We start from the raw sequence: 18,183 nt of genomic DNA, 5'->3' as shown, positions 1-18,183 counted from the left end.
CCGGGCGGCCACCGGCCGCCCGGGACAGGGCGCGGGTCAGGAAGCGACGACCCTGGCGAGGACTTCGGGTGTCTCAGTGGCCTGCTCGGCCGGCGCCTCGGTGGGGGCCTCGACGGGCACGTGCCGGATCTTGGCCAGGTGGAAGACGGCACTCCCGGAGACCCACTTGCCGTCCTTGTTCTCCCATGCCTTCTCGCCCCGGACGTTGTCGGCGATGAGCTCCACGAAGTTGCCCGCCTTGAACTCGCTGACCAGCCGCTCGGCCATCACGGTGTCGTAGGTGACGACCTTGAGGCGGGTCTCGGCGGTGCTGGGGATGCCCAGGCCGTCGTAGTAGCGGCGGGTGACCAGGACCCGCAGATCGCAGCCGACGCCGTTGCGCAGCTCGAAGATGCGGGGCTCGGCGATGAGGTGGCCGACGATGTGAGCGGACAGCTGGCTGTTCATGGGATGCCTCCCGGGTCTGGCCGGGCGGATCGGTCCGCCGTGTCGGCGGCCTGGGGCCGTCTGCCCCGTTCCCGGCAGGCAGACGACCACGACGCGCGCGGACGGGACCGCCTGCCGGCCGGGGATGAGCTCGCTCAAGACCGGTGGCGGTAACGGCAAGTGCGACGTAGGCGGCCAAGCCGGGATCAGGGAGTGCAGACAGGCCCACCAGCCCAGGCGGACCCCACACCGGCCTACACCCCAGAGACGAGCCCTGCACGAGCCGGGACCCTGCGGTGCCCGGCCCCGCAACGCCCTAGCCGATCCCACTGGCCATCACGGGAACGACTGGTTTCGGCTACGTCTGCCGGGTGCAGCCCGACAACGAACGCCTGCAAGGGCCATGCCGGGGGTGATGACGAGTGCGTGATCGAGAAGACCCATGCGGGCAGGGGCACGATCTTTCTTCAGGGCTCGAGTGTCCAAGGGGTCAGGAGCGCTCACCCGCCAGTGGCTGTTCAGGCCGGAGTCTGCCGCGTCAGGCCGACTCGCGAGCAGTCATCAGGGGCCGCTCTGTAGGCCGGCTCCCTGGCAAGCGCCCTCATCGGCCTGCGCCTTTGCCCGGCGGACCGGGCGGTCATCCGCGACTGCGACTGCGTTCCCCGACGGGTCCCAGGTGATCGGCATTGCAGATGGGGGCTCGGCGCTGCGGCCGGGCTTTGGGAACGGCCGGCGATAAACGGTTGTACGCCGGTGTTCAGGGCCGGTCTGGAGGCTCGGGGACGAGTAGCCCGGCCAGCAGGCTCCGGAGGGTCCGCTCGAAAAGGTCCCCCTGGGGAGTGGGCGCGGGGGGTTGGGTGAAGGCCGCAGCCAGGTGCGGATACACCGCGAGGTCGACGCCGTCGAAGGTGAACGGGGGAGAGGCGGTCTGGCTGCGGGCGAAGAGGCTGACCAGGCCGGTCATCATCGCGATCGCCTCGAACTTGGCGGTGACGGCGCAGGGGACGGGCTCCAGGACCCGCAGGCAGTTGTCGAACCAGGCCAGGCTCTGCGGGCCGATGCCGGACGTCCGATGCATCACCTCCAGCAGCCACGGGTGGCGCTGGTACAGCGCCAGTTGCCGGCGGGCCAGCAGCAGCATCCCGTCCAGCCAGTCGCCGTCGGCCTCAGGGTACGGCTGCAACTCGCCCACGACCTGGTCGGTCATCAGGTCCAGCAGGTCGTCACGGGACGACAGGTACCGGTAGAGCGATCCGGCGCTGGTGCCCAGCGCGGCGGCGATGGCCCGCATCGACACCGCGGCGAGTCCCTCGGCGTCCGCCAGGGCGACGGCGGCCGTGACGATGGCGTTCCGGCTGTGCGCGGGGACCGGGCCACGGGTGCCGCGTTCGGGCCTGGCCCAGATGGGCCGCCGGTCGGAACCGCCCCTGCCGGAATCCGTGGGTGCGTCGCTCACCGATCCATTGTAAACTGCGAACATCGTTCGCAGTTTTGGCCGGAGAGGACGGGTGAGTCATGGAACCGATCACGGCACGGGACGGCGCGAGCATCGCGCTGCACTCCACGGGAAGCGGACCCGGCATCGTCGTGGTGCACGGAGGCGGGGTCACCATCGGCGTCTACCGCCGGCTGGCCGCGGCGCTGGCCGACCGGTTCACGGTGCACCTCTACAACCGGCGGGGGCGGGCCGACGCCCCGCCCAGGTCGGAGCCCTACACGTTCGAGCAGGACATCGACGACCTCGCCGTCGTGCTGGAGCACACCGGCGCCCGGAACGTCATCGGGCACAGCTCTGGTGGCTTCATCGCGCTGCAGGCCGCGCTGCGGCTGCCGATGGACCGGCTCGCGCTCTACGACGCGGCGATCTCCATCGACGGCGTCTTCCCCGCCGCCTGGCTGGAGGCCGCGCGGGAGGCGCTGCGGGCCGGCGACACCGCCCGGGGCCTCGCGATCACCAGCGCCGGCATCAACACGCAGTCGGCGGCCGCGAAGCTTCCGCTCCGTGTCCGGACCGCGATCTGCGGCCTGTTCCTGCGCACCCCGATCGGGCGGACCATGGGCGACCTGCTGCCGATGACCCTGGACGAGACCGAGCTGATACGAGCGCACGACGGTCCCGCCGACCAGTGGGCCGGGGTCACCGCCGAGGTGCTGCTGGCCTGCGGCGCCGACGGCCCGCCCTACTACGTCGAAGTCAACGAGGCGCTGGCACACGCCCTGCCCCGGGTACGGACCCTGCAGATTCCCCGCAGCGGCCACGACGCCATCAACAGGGCACGCCCGAGACTGGTCAACCCGCTCGCCGAGTTCTTCACGACCCCGGCGACACGGGAACGGGCAGGCCGGTCATGACCACCGCAGCGTTGGCACCGATCAAGGACTGACAGCCTCACTCCGGCCGCCGACCCCGCTGATCTGTGACTACATCAGCCCGCGGTCCTTCGGGACGGGTCCCGGTGGTTCTACTGGCGGCTGACGGTGCGGGTGATGCCGGACAGCCGTGCGCCGCCGAGCCGGACCTGTCCCGGGACGCGGCAGTCGGTGAGCCGCAGGACGCCCTCGACGTGGAGGGTGGCCGCCTCCAGGGCGGGCAGGTAGGAGTGGCTGAGATTGAGCTGGCGGACGTGCGCGCCGTACAAGATGGCCGCGCGCTCGAAGTGGCAACCCCACAGACGGACGGCGTGCTCGACGGTCGCGTACTGCAGGTCGAGTATGCCGGTGATCCGGGCACCGACGACCCGTAGTGCCGCGACCTCGCCCTCCTCGGCGGTGCCAGAAAGCAGAAGGGCGCGCAGGACCTTGGCGCGTACGGTGCGCTCCGGCCCCCAGGCGTGGCCGTCCTCGGCGTCCTCGTCATCGGAGCGGCGGAAGTCGACCACCTCGCCCCGGGGGAACGCCTGCCACACACGGCGCTCGGCGGGCGTCAGATCGGCGATCTCCATCGGCGGGACCTTCTCGCGAGCCCCGTGCTCTGTCAAACGGATACCGTGACAGGACCGGGGCCGACAGAGGCCGAACGCCTCACCTCGACCGGGGCCATCGGCAGGCCAGATTGCGCCGGTCCGGAAGACCCACTACCTGACACCGCGCCAGTGCCCCAAACGACAGCCGGGGGTGGCCCCTCGCCCGGTCCGGCCTGTCGTTGACCTGGCGACACCAGGTGTGATGGGCGGCCACCGGCGAAAGCGGATCGCTCAGACGGCACATCCGCAGGGCAGCATGACCATCAGCGCGAGTCCGTCCTCCTGACGGGTCTGGCGGACCCGTTCGCCGCACAGCGGGCACGGCCCACCGACCGCCGCCGCACCGGTGTTTCGACCACCCTCCTGCGGATGCCCGGCGATCGGGGGAGCGGAGCGGGAGATGTCGAAGGCGGGACCGGCAAAACTCATGGCGGCCAGGCTAGCGAGTCACCCTCGCCGGAGACCTCGACACGCCCCGTCGGCCCCATGACCGGATCGGCTCCCGACCGCGGCCGGCTCGGCAGCACACCGTACGCCGGCCCTCCGTTGTCCGTGCGCGTGAATCCGGGGAGACGGCCTTGAGGGTGAGGCCGTGCGCGGGCGGACAGGGCGAGGAGCGCACACCGGTTGTCCCGGAACGGCTGGAGCTTCCTGACCAGGGCAGCAAGCTTCAAGGCCGACCGGGCCCAGCGAGCGCCCCGATCGCACGGACGACCGAGCAAAGCTTGCGAGCCCAAGACCCGGGCCCGGGAGCATCCCTCGATGCCCCGCGCCAGGCAAGGGCGTGAACCGGAGATCGAGGAGAGGCGACGCGCCTTTCCCGGCCCTTGCCACCAGCAGCGTCCTATGGCTCCGGATACCGCTCACCGACAACGGCCGCCCGAGCGCAGGGCTTGCTCCCAGCTTCGTGGCGGTACGGCAGCGGCATCAGGCGTCCCGCTGCCGGTAAGGCATGGGGCGAAGCTCCTCATCACCGATGCACACGGACATGGACATCCCTGGCAGGTGGGATTCCGAGCACGGGCTGGTGATCCAGTGGATGCGCAGGAGGGTTGCGGCAAGAGCCTCGTCCAGCTCGCGCGGCCCCGTACGGAGCCGGGACAGCCGTCGGCTCGCTGAGCTGCGAGTTGAAAGATGAGTCCGGACAGGACCGGCGTCGCCGGTTCGGAACTGCCCTCCGATTTCGGAGAGCGAAGCCGTCGGGGTTCCCTGCAGCGGTTCCCGTCGCGGCCGCAGCCGTCAGGAGCGGCTGAACGCCCACCGGATCTGGTTCCAGGTACGGCGATGCCATCGCGTGAGCTTCACGAGCCGGGGACGTCGGGGTGCGTACCATTCGACGTCTTCAAGCCCGGACAGAGCGTTCCCGTCGACGTCGGTGGGATCACGGCGGCAGCGCGCCGCCAGTTCCTCGACCAGGGCGCGCGCCTCGCCGCTGAGGTGTCCGAAGCGACGCGACAGATGCCCGATGCACAGCGCCGACAGCCCCAGCACGGGATGCCCGCAAGGCAGGCCACGGCCCAGGCGCAGGCACCATGCCTCGACGTCGAACGGGGCGAGGCCGGTGGTGCTGTCAGCCGTAGAAGCGGTAAAAGCTCAACCACAAGACCGCGACATCATCTCCGGAGACGAACGCGATCACCTCATCCCGTGACAGGTAGTCCTCACTCCACCGGTCCCAGCCGGCGTGTCCGCCGATAAAGTACCGGCTGCTCTCCGGAGGAAACGCCATCAGCAGCCGGTCGGCCAATTCGATCCTGCTGGCTTTCGTTTCCGTCAACCAGGCCCGCTCCTGCTCGGTTCGTGGATACATGGTGAAGTGGCCGTCGTTGTCGGTCCACCGCATCATGTGGCAGAGCCATTCCCGCAACATGCCGCGGTCGCCGATCACTTCTTGCCATGGCTCCCGCGCATGCGGGGCATCATCATCGGGCCCCTCGTCCTCCTCGGCGAATGAGGCCAGGAGCTGACGTGAATTCCAGCCGGCCGCCAGCTCGATCCGCTCGCCAGTGCCGCCGAGCGCTCGTATTCCCGAACCGTACGGTCCGGGCCCGGCGGGCAGCGGCCCGGCCTCCTCGTCGTCGTCCCAGTGCTTCCGTTCTTCCAGCGAGCCGAACGCCTCCACCAGCCGCTTTTCGAGGAAGGTGTCAAGCAGCCTGAAGACCTCCTCCGGCGCCGTGATCACATCACCGTGCGTGGACCGGTAGGACCCCGGGGACAGGGTTTCCAGCGCCTCTGTTCGAAGCTCGTCCAATGCTCCGGTCATGACCAAACCCCGCTCGGGGTAGAGGTGAGCGATCTCGAAGTCCGCCAAGGCCGCTACCTGCGACTGCACCTGCCGTCCACCTTCCGATATGGAAATGAAGGGATCACCACAAGACCTTGTTCACCCGGAAAACTCCACGTGATTCCCCATCCTGCCACGCTCGACGTCTGTCATGGACTCGTTCAGTACGTGGCGCGGCCGTTTCGGCTTCATCAACGTCGATGTCGAGGCCGAGCCCGCCAAGCTCATCGAAGGCCGGCGGCCGCTACGCCCACCACCGTCAACGAGTCCGGCACCACCTTCATGCTTCGGCCCTGATCGGGCAGCGCAGTGACACACCTCCGCCGTAGTGTCGCCGGGTGGATCTTGGTCGACTTTTCGATGAGGGCGCGCTGTCGACGCACCTGACACGGCATCCGGATGAGGTGGGCTTCGCCCTGCAGCAGGCGGCGCAGAAGGACCGCATCCCGGTGCTCGAATGCGTTCTCAAGCACCGGCCGTCGCAGTGGGATCTCGACGCGGCGCTCGACCATGCCGTCAGGCGGGACGCCGTGGCCATGGTCAGGGCGCTGCTCGCGGCCGGTGCCTCGCCCGATGCGTGCCACACCTACGTTGCCCCGCTGTGGGCGGCGGCTGAGTCCGGGAGCGTCGGATCCCTACGCCTGCTGCTCGACGCGGGCGCCGACCCGGACACCTTCATGGAGGACACAGATGCACCGGGCGGCCTCAAACTCCCCCTTCTCGCGGCGATCTCCTGCGCGTCCGTCGAGGCCGTCACGGTGTTGCTCGACGCGGGCGCCGACATCGACGTGATCACACCGCAGGTGCTGCGTCCCCTCGACATCGCCGAGAGCCTCGGAAATCCTGACATCGTCCGGCTCCTGCGTGAGCGCGGTGCGCGGCGGGTCGCGCCGGAGGATCTGGAGATCGGCCAGGCGGCGGAGCGAGGATTCGTGGCGCGGGTACGGGAGTTGCTGCCGTCGGCCAGTGTCGAGGAGCGCGGGCTGGCCCTGGTCCATGCCGTGCAGAAGCGGCAGGCCGAGACCGCGGTGGAGATCCTCGGTCATGGCGGGATCGAGCCTGGCCGGTTGCGGGACACCATGGCGCAGAGCATCGTCTACGACGTCCCCGAGGTCCTGCCGCCGCTGCTGGCGGCGGGGGTCGACATCGACTCATCCGATACTCCTTACAGCGCGCCTCCGCTCGTTCTGGCCGCCGAACGCGGGCGCGTCTGGGCGGTACGGGCCCTGGTGGACGCCGGAGCCGACCTTCAGGAGCATGGAAGGTGGGACACCGAGAACGCGCTGGCCAAAGCCCGTTCCGGCGGTCACACGGAGATCGTGCAGATGCTGCGGGCCGCGGGAGCGACCGCGCGAACCGCCGCCGCGATCGAACGGTCGACCAGGAAAAAGCTCGCCGACCAGGCACGTACCGCTTGGACACCACGTCTGAGCACAGCGGCCGCACCCGGCGACCCGTCGTGTTTCGGCGGACTGCCTTGGCTGCGCCAAGGCGAGGAATGGCCTTGCTGCGCCCGCTGCCAGGCCCCGTTGACCTTCGTCGTCCAGGTCGACCTGGGACGCACGCCGAAGGCCGCCCGTGAGATCTTCGGCGAAGGCCTGCTGCAGTTGTTCCACTGCACGACCTGCATGCCGAGCGCCGTCACCGACATCCGGCAGGTGCGGGTCATCGACCCGGCGGGAACAGCGGTCCCGGACGCGGTGCCGGACAAGGCCGAGATATTCCCCGCCCGGCCGATCGTCGGCTGGGGTCACGCGGTCAAGGATTATCCGTACCGTGACGGTGACGAATCCGTTCTCCTGCCCGAGGAACGAGGCGCGGCGTTCCGGCTCAACCGACAGGGCGACAAGCTCGGCGGCTGGCCGAACTGGGTCCAGGACGCGAACTATCCGACCTGCCCTCAAGGAGCACCGCACCGGATGACCCAGCTGGTGCTGCAGATTTGTTCCGGCGAGGGCGTACCCCACACCTGGGGCGACAACGGCCTGGGCTTCGTGGTGCGATGCCCAAAGCACCGACGAGTCGGCTTTGACTGGCAAACGGCGTGACACCGTCCCAGTACCGTTCCGGATCGATGCACAGCAGGGTCCTGAGCCGATTAGCGAGCCCTTCCCAACACCAGTGCGCCGGGACCGGGACACAGGTGATGAACGAGCCGGGATCTTCGATTTCAAAGCACAGAAGACAGGCACCGTGGGAAGGGCTGCGCACCGCGACGTGTTTGACCGAGCCCCGCGGCAACACCAACGGCCCGTCGATCACCACGGGGGCGTCCTGGTGTCCGAGACTCGTGAGCGTGCGGTCTCGGACACCCTGGGATGGCTTGCCGCCGCGCGGCATGACGAGTGGTGGGAGTGGGAGGAACGCGTTCGAGGCGAGGAGATCGGCCGTATGCCGCGACTCGGCCACGAACGCCTGCATGCCGGCGATCGCCGCGGCGACCAGATCGAGCCCCGATGCGTCCTCCAGCATGGCGTTAGGCGATCACCGCCCCTGTGCCCTGTTCACTTCCCGCAAGGCTTCGGCCACAGAGGTGGCGCACCTCCCGGCCGGCCGTTCCGGATGCCATCAAGGCGGCCGTTGTCGGTCATCCGACGTCACCACCGTGGATCCCAGCCCATGCGTGGTGCCACGTCCCAGACCCGCCAGCCCCGCGAAGATCCCCAACGTGGTGAAGGCCCTGGCCGCCTCCGTGGTCGCCGACCGTGCCAGTCCCAGCTCGACCTGCCCCACGAACCCTGCATCGGTCCGCCCGTGCCAGCTGAACCGCTCGGTCCGCAGCCGGTACCGCAGCGTCGCGACCCTGCGGCCCATCTGCCGCACGACCTCCTCGTCCGGCGCGGCGTCCGGCCGCAGCGCCCGGTAGCGGCGTGCCAGCCCCGCGAACATCACCTGCGGATCCGGCAACGGGTAGTTGAGCCCGTGGTGCCGGAACAACGCCGGCGTCTGCACCATCAGCCGCCACCTGGTCCGCACCGGGCCGGTTTCGATGTCCTCGAACCCCACGGCGGTCCGCTCGGCCGCCGCGACGGCGATCTCCTCGTCGCTGCCGACCTGCAGCCTGCCCGGGATCACCACCTGCGGCACCGCACGGTCGTCCAGCCATGTCAACACCACCCGGCGCCCGTTCTCGCCGACCCGGACGCTGAAACACTTCTCGTTGGCCTCATGTACGGCGTCCGGCCCCTCGAAGAACCGGCAGGCGATCGCGTGCAGCACGTCAAAACGCCACCGAAGAGGCCGCGACGGCTGCCCGGCGAGTTCCAGCCCCCACGACACCGGCATACGCCCAGCCCTTCCCGTACAGTCACTCGCAGGCCACCGTAACCACCCGCACCTGACTCGACCGGCGACATCCACCGAACCGGCCGGTGCCGGACCCGGTCCGCACCACTGCGGGGCCGCCCGCCCCGGCCGCTACCGTCCACCTGGCACCCCGGTACAGCACAACCCTCCGGCCCCTGAAAACCCGTGATCGCGCGCGATCCATCGCCGCACGTCCCAGCCTTGTCGGCTACACTGTGGCCCGGAACACCCGGCCGCAGACCCTCACAACCGAGATCGCGCGCAACGGACACCGTTCCCGCAGGCCAGACCCCCAAGAAACCCCGAAGGGTTTCAATTCAACGCCCGCCATAAGGGCATAGAAACTCGGCGACCCGATGATCTATCCCCAGTCGCCAAAGCTCGGCATATTGTGTTTCAATTCAACGCCCGCTATGAGGGCATAGAAACCTGCGAGCGGCAGCGCCCAGGCCATTCCCTCACTGATGTTCCAGTTCAACGCCCGATACGAGGGCATGGAAACGCGCCGCGCTCGTATATCGAGTTGATGACCGAGATGTTCCAATTTAACGCCTGCTGCGAGGGAACAGAAGTGGGGTGAGGAGGGTTTTGACGGCCTCCTGGAGGTCGGCATCGGTTTCAATTAAGCGTCGTCCAGCGCTGCGTACCGGGATGTGGCGAGCCGACCATCTCGGGAAAGCTGGATGTGCCGGATGGAGAATTTGCGCATTGGTGGGAGTGCGAAGCGCTCCATGTGTTCGGCGGTTCCGGTGAACTCGTCCCTGGTCATGGCCGTCATCACGGTCAGGTCGTCCAGTTCGAAGCCACGGGTGTCGGGTTCGAGCAGGAACCGGGTGAGCACTCCCACGGAATGCATACCCATGCCCAGCGACAAAACGACCTTGTCCACGTCTGCTCCATCCTTTCCGTGAGCAGGAATGACGAAGGTCGCAGCCAAGGGAATCGGCTGCGGCCTTCGGGGAGCTCATTCCATCTTCGTCCGACCTGGTGGCAGGGGGTGAGGGTGGAATCGGCTCAGTGGGTCGGCGGAGCTCTTCGGCGTCGGTGGTGTGAGCGCCATCGGCAGGAAGCGTTCCTGCTCATCTTCCCCAGGCGGTTGTGATCAGGCGACTCCGGCTCGGTCCAGAAGCCGGTGCATGGTCTCCACGGGCAACGCCGGGTTGGTCGCCGCGGGTTCGGCCAGCTTCTCGTCGTCGAGCAGCTCCAGCAGGGTTTCCAACGGCAGTCGTGGGTCTGCCGCTGCTCCCCGGTGCAGGTTGGGATCGGGGTCCTGGAGGAGCTCGATGACACGCTCAAGGCTCAGTCTTGCGTCGTGCAGGGCATGCCAGCGGGCTTCGGGATTCTCGTCGTGACTGAGCCGGTGGATCAGTTCGGCGGGTGCCTGGTCATCGAAGAAGACCAGTTCACGCATCCGGGGATTGGGGTCATCGGCGAACCGCGCCAGCCCTTGGCGGGGGAAGTTCGGGTGCGCGCGCAGCCGGTGGCGGGATAGGCCCTTCCAACTGCCCCAGATGAAGAGCAGGAGGGAGGCAGGGGCCTGGCGGCAGTGCTCGGCCAGCAGCAGGCGCACCGCGTAGTCCTCGTCCTCGGTGAGCCGTTCCACGACATCGGCGGGGAGGTTCTCCGCGCAGGCGGCCGCACGGCGGATCAGTACGTTGGACGAGGCGGCGCAGGCTCGCATGAACTGGGCGTCATCCTGCCGTGCGCGCACCCAGGCGGGCAGGTGGTAGCGGACCACGGGATCGAACCCCACCTCGATCGCCGACCGTTCCTCCTCGGTGAGCGCGGGATGTGTCGAGACCTTGCGGCGGACCTCCGAGTCATCGTCCTCGGCGAGCCGCCTGACCAGGTCGACGGGCAGATGCGGATTTTCGGCAACTCGGCTGCGCCACCGTGCCTCCTGGTGCGTGGCCAGCCGTTCCGCCAGGTCACGCGCGAGCATCCGGCTCTGGGCGACGGACTCGCGGCGGTACGTATCGGGGATCCGGTCGAAGCATTCCACCGGGATCGGATGCCGCCCGAACGCGGCGAGTTCGGCTTCGCTGCGCACCCGGGGATCGGTGTCGGCCAGGAGCCGGTTCCGGTCTCCCGCCGGCAGGTGTTCCCAGGCACTGACGCACGTCTTGGCGCGGATCTCCGGATCCGGGTCGCGCGCCAGTGCGACGCGCAACCGGGCCGGCAGCGGCAACATGCTGATCTCCCGCCTGACACCGGTGTCCGGATCATTCAGCAGCTTCTCCAGGACCCCCTCCGGCACGGAGAAGCCGAAGTCCACAGCGGCCCCGACCAGAGCACGGCGGACCTTCGGATCCGGATCATCGGCCAGCCGTGCCTTATGCTCCATCGGCGCTCCGTGGCCGCCGGCGAAAATCCTGCGGACGCGGGGGTCCGGGTGGTCTATGACGGCGGCGACCACCTGTTCGGGAAGCCTGCGCCAGGCGAGCTCCGACACGGCCGCCTCGGCATCATGGTCGAGTAGACGCAACAGGACCGACGCAGGAGCCTGCGCATTCTTGGCCAGCCCGAGCAGCCAGGCTCGAGGCGGAGGCACCGGATCTCCGAAAAAGAGCACGGCCACGCTTACGCCCCTCGGTCGGTAAGGGGCAGCCGATGCCGGCGCTCCGGCTGCCGGTCAAACGTCCCCGTCGGCTCCCGCGCTGGCCCCACCGTGCGCAAACCGCGGATACGCGCCCGATCCATCGAGGTCACCGGGCAATCCCCGAGACCGTCGTCAAACGACGATGCTCACCCTAACGATCAACCGTCGACCCGCGCAGAGGCTTTCGGCTGTGTTCTCGGCTTGGCGGCCCCATGTGTTGCAGGTGATGAGCAGGGTGTCGGCGTCCTTCCACTCCGCGGTGGTCGCGTCCTGATATCGAGGGGTCGGCGACGAGGTCGCCGACCACGGTGATGGTGGTGTCGTTGCTCATGTCCGTCCTCAGGGCTGTGGGTGGTCTGCCGTGCTCTGCTTGCGCTGGTGGCTTCGATGGCAGGAGCGGTGGGCGCGGGGAGCCCGCACGGTCAGGACCGGATAGATGCGGCCGAGTACCGGTCCGGGGCCGATGACCACCACTTCGGTTCGGCTGACCGGGCTGTGGCAGTACAGGCAGGCGAGCATCGGGACACGCCCGTTGCTGGTGGGTTCGCTCGGCCATTCGCCCCAGCCGGGCATCCGGCCGTCCAGCATGAACCGGTCGGCCCGCTGGAACGGCACCACGCCGCTGGTGTCGGGTGGGTAGGAGGCGTCCAGCCATTCGGCGCCGCTGAAATGGTCGTAGATCTGCAGGCGGGCCAGGTGCAGGCTGTCCGCCGGCAGCCAGATCTCCGCCCGCCACCGCTGGTGGAGTTTGAGGTGCATCCTCAGGTCGGGGACGAACCACCAGCCGCTGGTCACCTCGGTGTCCGGGGTCTTGCACAGGGCGTGCCCGTGGTAGGCGTTCTTGCTGGTCAGTCGCATGGGTCGGCTCCGTTCGCCCAGGCGGGTTCGGCGGGGCAGGAGCGCTGGGCGGCGGTCTCCAGCAGCATGTGGAGAAGACCTGACGGTTCGGCCGGCACGCTGTCCTGGCAGCGCACGCAGATCAGCTCCAGAGAGCCCTGCGGTGAGCCTGCGGAGGCGACCACTCGGAACTGGGCGGGCTCCAGTGCGAGCAGCCACGCTGGTGCATCGTCGAGAAGGAACCGGAGGCGGCGTTGGGCGGCGTCGGTACGCCGATGCACGTCGATCACCACCGGCCCGGCGTCGGTACCGCTGTCGGCCTGCGGGCTGCCGTGGGTGGTCTGACCGGTGTAGACGGCCACCACGTCGGCGGCGTCGAGGTAGGTGATCAGTGTGCCGTCGTCGCGTTCGAGGCGTTCCACCGTGATCTGCCCGGCCCCGGGTTGCACACGGGCCAGCGTCGCGGCCAGCACACGGTGGAGGAACGTCTCGTCCGCCGGCTCGGCAGGCCGACCACCAGGCGAGGCGGCGTGAGCGGACCCCGAAGGAGGCTCCGGGACGGCCTTGAGGTGGCGTGCCATCGGCCACTCCTTTCTGACAAAGAGGCTGGTCATGAGATGGCTCCGCCCCAGGCGGATGCCGGGGCGGAGCCAGAGAGCGAACGGGGATCAGCCGCGTGTGGCCAGCTGGAGCGCCTGCAAGGCCCGTGACTCCATCTCGTGCGCGGTGTCGGCGTCGGGCAGGGTACGGGCGACGGAGGTGACCGCGTGCATCACCCCGCCCGCGGTCAGGTCACCGCCCCGGATGAAGTGGCCCAGGATCGCGTCCTGCTGCTCCTCGGAGAACCGCAGCCGCTGGGAGACCACCTGGATGGTCTCGGCGGGACGCTCGATCGGGACGCCGGCCTCGGCCTGCATCGTGGTCACGATCTTCTGCACGTAGGCGGGGGTGAAGAACCGGTGGACGGCGTCGGTGGTCTTGGCCGTGATCAGCTCCAGGTTCTTCTGGTGCGTCTGGCCGCTCCAGTCGATGATTCCCTCGTCGAGCTTGCCGCCCAGGTGCACGGCCCGGTGTGCGTCGGCGGTGATGGTGTAGCCGTTGTCGCAGACCTTGACCACGATCCGCGGGGTGATCGCGGCGGCGCCGCAGCCGGTCTCGGAGTTGGTGATCACGAACCCGCCCCACACCACCGGGTTGGCCGCCCCTTGCGCGCCGGTGAACGGGGACCGGTACCCCTCCAGCAGCCGGGGCGCCAGCACCTCGACGGCCGATGAGTAGACCCGTACGTACATGCGCTGCTCGGTCAGGTCACAGCCCTGGACGGTGATCGGGACCCCCGCCCGCTCCACCCCTTCCAGGGCGGCGGTCAGCACGTCGAGGTGATCGACCCGCTTGTAGGCATCCGACAGCAACGCCCGCGCGACACCCTCACCGCCCGACCCGCGAAACCCCCGGATCAGGAACTTGGCCGAGGCCGGCGCCCGCTCCAGCCAGCCGTTGCCGTTGGCGTCCCACAACTCGATCGCCTCGTCACGGCACTTACGCAGGTACGGCAGGTTGATCTTCAGCTTCTCGGCGATGCCCTTCTCACAGGTGGCGGTCGACCGGTAGACGCCGTCGGCGCAGGTGACCCCGGTCGGAGTCAGGATCGGCTCGGTGCCCGAGATCAGCAACTGCCCGCCCTCGGCCCGCAGCGCCGAGGGCGGGGCGACGATGTCGACCTTGCGGCCCTGCTGGTCACGCAGCAACGCCACCAGGTCCTTCAGCTCGGCGTGCCGGGTGGCGGACTCTGCGGCCGATGCGAATGTGGTCATGGATGTGTGGTCCCTTCCGGATCCCGGGGGAGGGCCAAGGGCCTGCCTTCCCGGAGGGAAGACCACGTGCGACGGCCGCCCGCGGAGGGCCACCCGGCCGGAACGAGCGCAGCGAGAGCCGGGTTTCCCTCCGCCAGGCCGGCGCAACACCACAACCACCCGGGAGGGCAAGGCCCGCCGTCCCGGCTACAGCCAAGGCCGTCCACCGGCCGCGCCGTGATGAGAGGCGGACGTTGGCCGGGTGAGTGGGGTGACGAGCTGCTCGGTCCAGTCGATGCCTGCTGTCGCGACCAGGGTGACCAGGCGGCGGACGAGGCGGTGGGCGGGTTCGGGGGCCAGTCCGAGGGTGCGGCGGGCGACTTTGACGGGGTCGGTGTTCTCGCCTGCGTCGATGTCGCATATGGCGGCGATGACCGGGCGGTGGTCGGGGTGCCGGCGGTGGGCTGGGGTGACGAGCCGGCGCAGGGTAACTCGTGCCTGGGCTCGTTCCATGGCCGCGGTGAGGGGGGTGAATGGGTCGGCGTGGTGTGGCCGGATCCCCGAAGGGGCGGGACGGAGCAGGGAGACGGCCGTGTCGCCGAGGTTGGCGGCGAAGAAGGCGGGGTTGACGGTGTGCAGGGCCGTCAGGGCCTTGCGCATCGCCTCGGTGGCCTGGGCGGGGGTCAGGTTGTGGCGTTCGCGCACGTCGTCGGGGACGTAGAGCAGGTCGGTGAGGCCGCGGCGGGTGCGGAACACCGCGACGATCAGCAGGTCGAGCAGCATTGGGTCGGTGCGCAGCGGGGCCGCCCAGCGTGCCTGGTTCAGGTCACGTTCGGGGCGGGCCGCTGCGCCGCGGGCGACGGCGTCCTCTCGTCGGGTCCGTTCCTCCAGGTGCCGCAGCGGATAGTGAACGAGCTGGGCGCGGGCGGCGCGCAGCCAGGGGGCCTCGTCGTCGGCGGCGGGGTGGCACAGCGCGGTGGCGAGTTCGGCGGTGTTCTCGTGCTCGGCCTCGGGGGAGGTCAGGTGGGCGCGCAGCACGGCCCATTCCCGGACCGGTTCGCCGGTTCTGGTGACGGGGACCGAGCCGTTGAGGACCTCACGGAGGCGGGTGAAACCGGCCATCATCAGGTCGCCGGCTGTGGTCTCGCAGTCGGCGCACCATCCCGGCTCGACCGGCGCCCAGCAGTCACGGTCCGCGTGCCGGGCCCGGCGCAGCGGTTTGCGGGTGGCGGCACGCAGTGCGGGACCGACCAGGGCGTTGAACGCGGGGAAGGCAATGGCATCGCTGCGATCGGCCAGATGGGAGACGGGCCGCATACTGTCCCTCCTGAGGTCAGCAGAACTCGGCCGCGTTCCGGACGTGACGTCCGCGAACGGGCCAACCTCAGGAGGCCGACAGGCCTCGAAACGCTCTCCGGCAACAGCCGTCGAACGAGCCCCAGTATGGCATGGTGACGCCGCTCGGCGTCCTGAAATGCCCGACCCCGAGGGGGCTGCCGGATATGGGCTTGCAGATCCGCGTCCACGTTCCGCACGACGCCTCCGGCGCCCGGGGTCAGGAACGGGACGAGCCTTCGCGGGGACTGGCGGACAAGCCGGCGAGGGCGGTGCGGAGGCGGTCGTAGTCGGTGACCAGCTTGTGGTCGTTCAACGGGGAAGGGGCTGGGGCGCGGAGGGCGGCGATGGCCTGGGTGAGCAGGTCGGTCACTCGCTGAGGTGAGGGCGGGAGCTCCGGGCGGCGGCGGTTGCTCTGGCGCATGCGGCTGAGGAGGTGGGCGTACGGGGTCTGGTTACGCAGGCGGTTCAGCTCCCTGAACGGGCGGGCCTCTTCCCTGAGGGAGAGGAGCGCGTTCCAGGTGGGCCAGTCGAAGAGGTTGGGGCGCAGGGCTTCGACGGCCAGGTAGCAGGCGGGCCAGGGCCGGTCGGCCAGAACGTGGGCGATCAGGGTCAGGCGTCGGCGGGCCAAGGCGCGGCGTTGGGCGAGGTCGACGGACGGGCCGGGGTCGGCGTGCAGGTCATGGTGGAGGCGGGCGGTGGTCTTGCGGACGTCGGCGAGTGCGGGAGATCCGTGGCCGAGGAGCTGCCAGGCCGTACGGGTGTCCAGGCGGGCCAGGGCGTAGCCGGCGAGGCGGGCGAGCTGGTGGTCCAGGCCGAGACGGCACAGAATGCGGTCGCCGTCCCGGGCGAGTGAGGTGACGCCGTGGTCGCGGGTGAGTTCGATGACCTGCAGGGGACAGGCGGCGGTCAGGGACCATTCGACGCCGGCGGCGATCATGCCGTTGAGGATGACGGGCTTGCCCGGGTTGGCGACGAGGACGACCTCGTCGACGTCCCGCAGGGATGACGAGCCGAAGCGGCCGGTCGGCGATCCCTCATCGGCCAGGGAACGCAGGACGGCCTCGCGGATCCGCGCTGCGGCACCGGGCTCGACGGGCAGCGGCCCCAGGACGCGGGCGTCGATGGTGCCCTCCGGGGCCATGGACAACGCCAGCGACACCTGGGACTCGGCTCGCTGCATGGTCTCGGCACTGGCCAGCAGGCGCAGGCGGATCCGGCCGCGGCGGGCGAGGCGGTCGCGGCGACCGGACGCCCAGGAGATGACCTCGTGCAGCGCCCGGCGGCCCTGTTCGTCGGTGGGATCGTCATGGTGGGGAAGGCCGACGCCCATGAGAGCCAGTACGTCACCGCTGCCCAGCACCGGCCACGGGGGCAGCCCGCGAGTGGCCAGGAGCGCGGGGACGAAGTCGCCGCCTTCCCAGGCGTCGGCCTGGTCGATGACCGTCCGAGGGAGCGGGCGCATCTCGGCGCCCGGTTCGCGCAGGTGGGCGCTGTGGGTGGCGGCATCGCGGTAGAAGTTCGTCAGCTCGGTGTCTTGGAGCATCGCCGCGCAGCCACCGTCCGCCGTCAAGGGAAGCCGTTGCCGGGCTTGGTCGATCAACGCCGCGCCGCCGCGCCGCCCTTCCTCGCGATGGTTCAGCGCGTCGACCAGCTCGGAGACCATCGCGACGGTGCGGGGTGGGAGTCGGTCGCGCTCTTTCTTCAACCGGCCGGCCAGCCGGTGCCCGTACCAGGTGCGCAGCAGTGACTGGTCGATGGCCTCGCCCCGGGCGACGCGCTCGAAGAATGCCGCCTGCACGGTCTGCCAGGGCTCGGTCAGTTTCCCGAGTTGCCCCGAGGACAGGCCCGGCGCTCCTCCGGCGGCCCGGGCCTGGCGGGCGGCGGTGACGTCGCCGCGTTGCCGGGCGGCCAGCAGCCGCCAGACCTTGGCGTCCTCCGGGCAGAGTTCGGCCAGCTCGTCCCAGAACCGGTGCCGTACCAGCCAGGCACGCAGCGGCTCGGCGGGCGAGACCAGTTCCTTCAACCGGTAGACGGCGGACACGTCGTCCACCGGCACCAGGCTCACTGGCACATCGGCCTCGATGGCGGCCAGCAACGCCCCCGCGCCGAGGGCGTACGAGCCCACCCCGGAGGTGACCAGGCAGGTGCCGGGAGCGAGTTCGTCGAGCGTCTCGGCGACCGGACGGACCGTGTGCCGCATTGCCGGTGAGGCCACCTCCACCACCCGTACCCGGTCGGCGGAGAAGCGGCGGCCGAACAGGCCCTCGGGGGAGCGCAGCCGTTCCCGGATCCGGCGGGCGTGTTCGGTGAACGGTTCGTCGCCGAAGGGGTTGCCGTTGCGGGTGGCGATCAGCGCGACGGCATCGATGGGGATGCCCGCCTCGGCGAGCCCCCCGAACACCTTGCGCAGCGGCCTGCGCTGCTTTCCCGTCGCGTCCGGGTCACCTTCGATGTCGACTGGCGCGGTGGTCTCGCCGCGCCAGTCGATCCCGAGGTCGCCTGCCCCGATGGCATGCAACAGGAGGGCCATCCTCGACCCCATCGGCCTCCTCGGTCGCCGGTTCCGTCAGCCGGAATTCTCGCACTCCGCTCTTCGGGAAGGCGGCACGAGACGTACCTGCTGTGGTGCGCGCCGGG

16 protein-coding genes are annotated in these 18,183 nt (G+C 69.8%); 2 read left to right on the top strand and 14 right to left on the bottom strand.

Annotation, left to right across the window (positions count from 1 at the left end; genetic code table 11):
- Positions 1 to 36: 36 nt before the first annotated feature.
- On the bottom strand, positions 37 to 447 hold the full coding sequence (locus C4U03_RS15560) for a hypothetical protein (protein ID WP_103938448.1): 411 nt from the start codon (positions 445 to 447) through the stop codon (positions 37 to 39).
- A gap of 736 nt (positions 448 to 1,183) precedes the next feature.
- Positions 1,184 to 1,882: a TetR/AcrR family transcriptional regulator gene (locus C4U03_RS15555; protein ID WP_235017883.1), complete on the bottom strand. Its 699-nt coding sequence runs from the start codon at positions 1,880 to 1,882 to the stop codon at positions 1,184 to 1,186.
- 59 nt (positions 1,883 to 1,941) lie between these two features.
- On the opposite strand from C4U03_RS15555, the gene C4U03_RS15550 reads away from it, so the two are divergent.
- Positions 1,942 to 2,778 (top strand): alpha/beta fold hydrolase, encoded by an 837-nt coding sequence (locus tag C4U03_RS15550; protein ID WP_103938446.1) that lies wholly within the window; start codon positions 1,942 to 1,944, stop codon positions 2,776 to 2,778.
- Positions 2,779 to 2,888: 110 nt separating this feature from the next.
- On the opposite strand, the gene C4U03_RS15545 is transcribed toward C4U03_RS15550, so the two are convergent.
- From C4U03_RS15545 to C4U03_RS15535, 4 genes are all read right to left on the bottom strand, one after another.
- Positions 2,889 to 3,368 carry a hypothetical protein gene (locus tag C4U03_RS15545; RefSeq protein ID WP_103938445.1) on the bottom strand — a complete coding sequence of 160 codons (480 nt, stop codon included), beginning with the start codon at positions 3,366 to 3,368 and terminating at the stop codon, positions 2,889 to 2,891.
- Positions 3,369 to 3,620: 252 nt separating this feature from the next.
- Positions 3,621 to 3,818, bottom strand: a complete 198-nt coding sequence (locus C4U03_RS39935; RefSeq protein ID WP_146087397.1) for a hypothetical protein — start codon at positions 3,816 to 3,818, stop codon at positions 3,621 to 3,623.
- Between the two features lie 810 nt (positions 3,819 to 4,628).
- On the bottom strand, positions 4,629 to 4,880 hold the full coding sequence (locus C4U03_RS15540) for a hypothetical protein (RefSeq protein ID WP_103938444.1): 252 nt from the start codon (positions 4,878 to 4,880) through the stop codon (positions 4,629 to 4,631).
- A 79-nt stretch (positions 4,881 to 4,959) separates the two neighbouring features.
- The gene (locus C4U03_RS15535; RefSeq protein ID WP_103938443.1) at positions 4,960 to 5,721 is read right to left on the bottom strand and encodes a hypothetical protein; all 762 of its coding nucleotides are present in this window, start codon (positions 5,719 to 5,721) and stop codon (positions 4,960 to 4,962) included.
- Positions 5,722 to 6,011: 290 nt separating this feature from the next.
- Between C4U03_RS15535 and C4U03_RS15530 the strand changes: the two genes are divergently transcribed.
- Positions 6,012 to 7,721 carry an ankyrin repeat domain-containing protein gene (locus C4U03_RS15530; protein ID WP_146087396.1) on the top strand — a complete coding sequence of 570 codons (1,710 nt, stop codon included), beginning with the start codon at positions 6,012 to 6,014 and terminating at the stop codon, positions 7,719 to 7,721.
- A 520-nt stretch (positions 7,722 to 8,241) separates the two neighbouring features.
- On the opposite strand, the gene cas6 is transcribed toward C4U03_RS15530, so the two are convergent.
- From cas6 to C4U03_RS15490, 8 genes are all read right to left on the bottom strand, one after another.
- Positions 8,242 to 8,958 (bottom strand): CRISPR system precrRNA processing endoribonuclease RAMP protein Cas6, encoded by a 717-nt coding sequence (cas6, locus tag C4U03_RS15525; RefSeq protein WP_103938441.1) that lies wholly within the window; start codon positions 8,956 to 8,958, stop codon positions 8,242 to 8,244.
- Positions 8,959 to 9,601: 643 nt separating this feature from the next.
- Entirely contained in the window at positions 9,602 to 9,868 is a 267-nt protein-coding gene (locus C4U03_RS15520) for a hypothetical protein (RefSeq protein WP_200827248.1), read from the bottom strand.
- 213 nt (positions 9,869 to 10,081) lie between these two features.
- Positions 10,082 to 11,530 carry a PE-PGRS family protein gene (locus tag C4U03_RS15515; RefSeq protein WP_146087395.1) on the bottom strand — a complete coding sequence of 483 codons (1,449 nt, stop codon included), beginning with the start codon at positions 11,528 to 11,530 and terminating at the stop codon, positions 10,082 to 10,084.
- A 387-nt stretch (positions 11,531 to 11,917) separates the two neighbouring features.
- Complete coding sequence (locus C4U03_RS15510; RefSeq protein ID WP_103938439.1) at positions 11,918 to 12,436, bottom strand: hypothetical protein; 519 nt, start codon at positions 12,434 to 12,436, stop codon at positions 11,918 to 11,920.
- Positions 12,427 to 12,996, bottom strand: coding sequence for a hypothetical protein (locus tag C4U03_RS15505; protein ID WP_146087394.1), 570 nt, complete (start codon positions 12,994 to 12,996; stop codon positions 12,427 to 12,429). The genes C4U03_RS15510 and C4U03_RS15505 overlap by 10 nt, the downstream gene beginning before the upstream one ends.
- A gap of 87 nt (positions 12,997 to 13,083) precedes the next feature.
- Entirely contained in the window at positions 13,084 to 14,229 is a 1,146-nt protein-coding gene (locus C4U03_RS15500; RefSeq protein ID WP_103938437.1) for a DUF932 domain-containing protein, read from the bottom strand.
- 186 nt (positions 14,230 to 14,415) lie between these two features.
- Complete coding sequence (locus tag C4U03_RS15495) at positions 14,416 to 15,525, bottom strand: hypothetical protein (RefSeq protein WP_103938436.1); 1,110 nt, start codon at positions 15,523 to 15,525, stop codon at positions 14,416 to 14,418.
- Between the two features lie 238 nt (positions 15,526 to 15,763).
- The gene (locus C4U03_RS15490; RefSeq protein WP_146087393.1) at positions 15,764 to 18,088 is read right to left on the bottom strand and encodes a hypothetical protein; all 2,325 of its coding nucleotides are present in this window, start codon (positions 18,086 to 18,088) and stop codon (positions 15,764 to 15,766) included.
- Positions 18,089 to 18,183 lie beyond the last annotated feature (95 nt).

The organism is Thermomonospora echinospora (genome assembly GCF_900108175.1).
Lineage (GTDB): Bacteria > Actinomycetota > Actinomycetes > Streptosporangiales > Streptosporangiaceae > Thermomonospora > Thermomonospora echinospora.
This window is presented reverse-complemented; position numbering and strand designations above follow the sequence as displayed.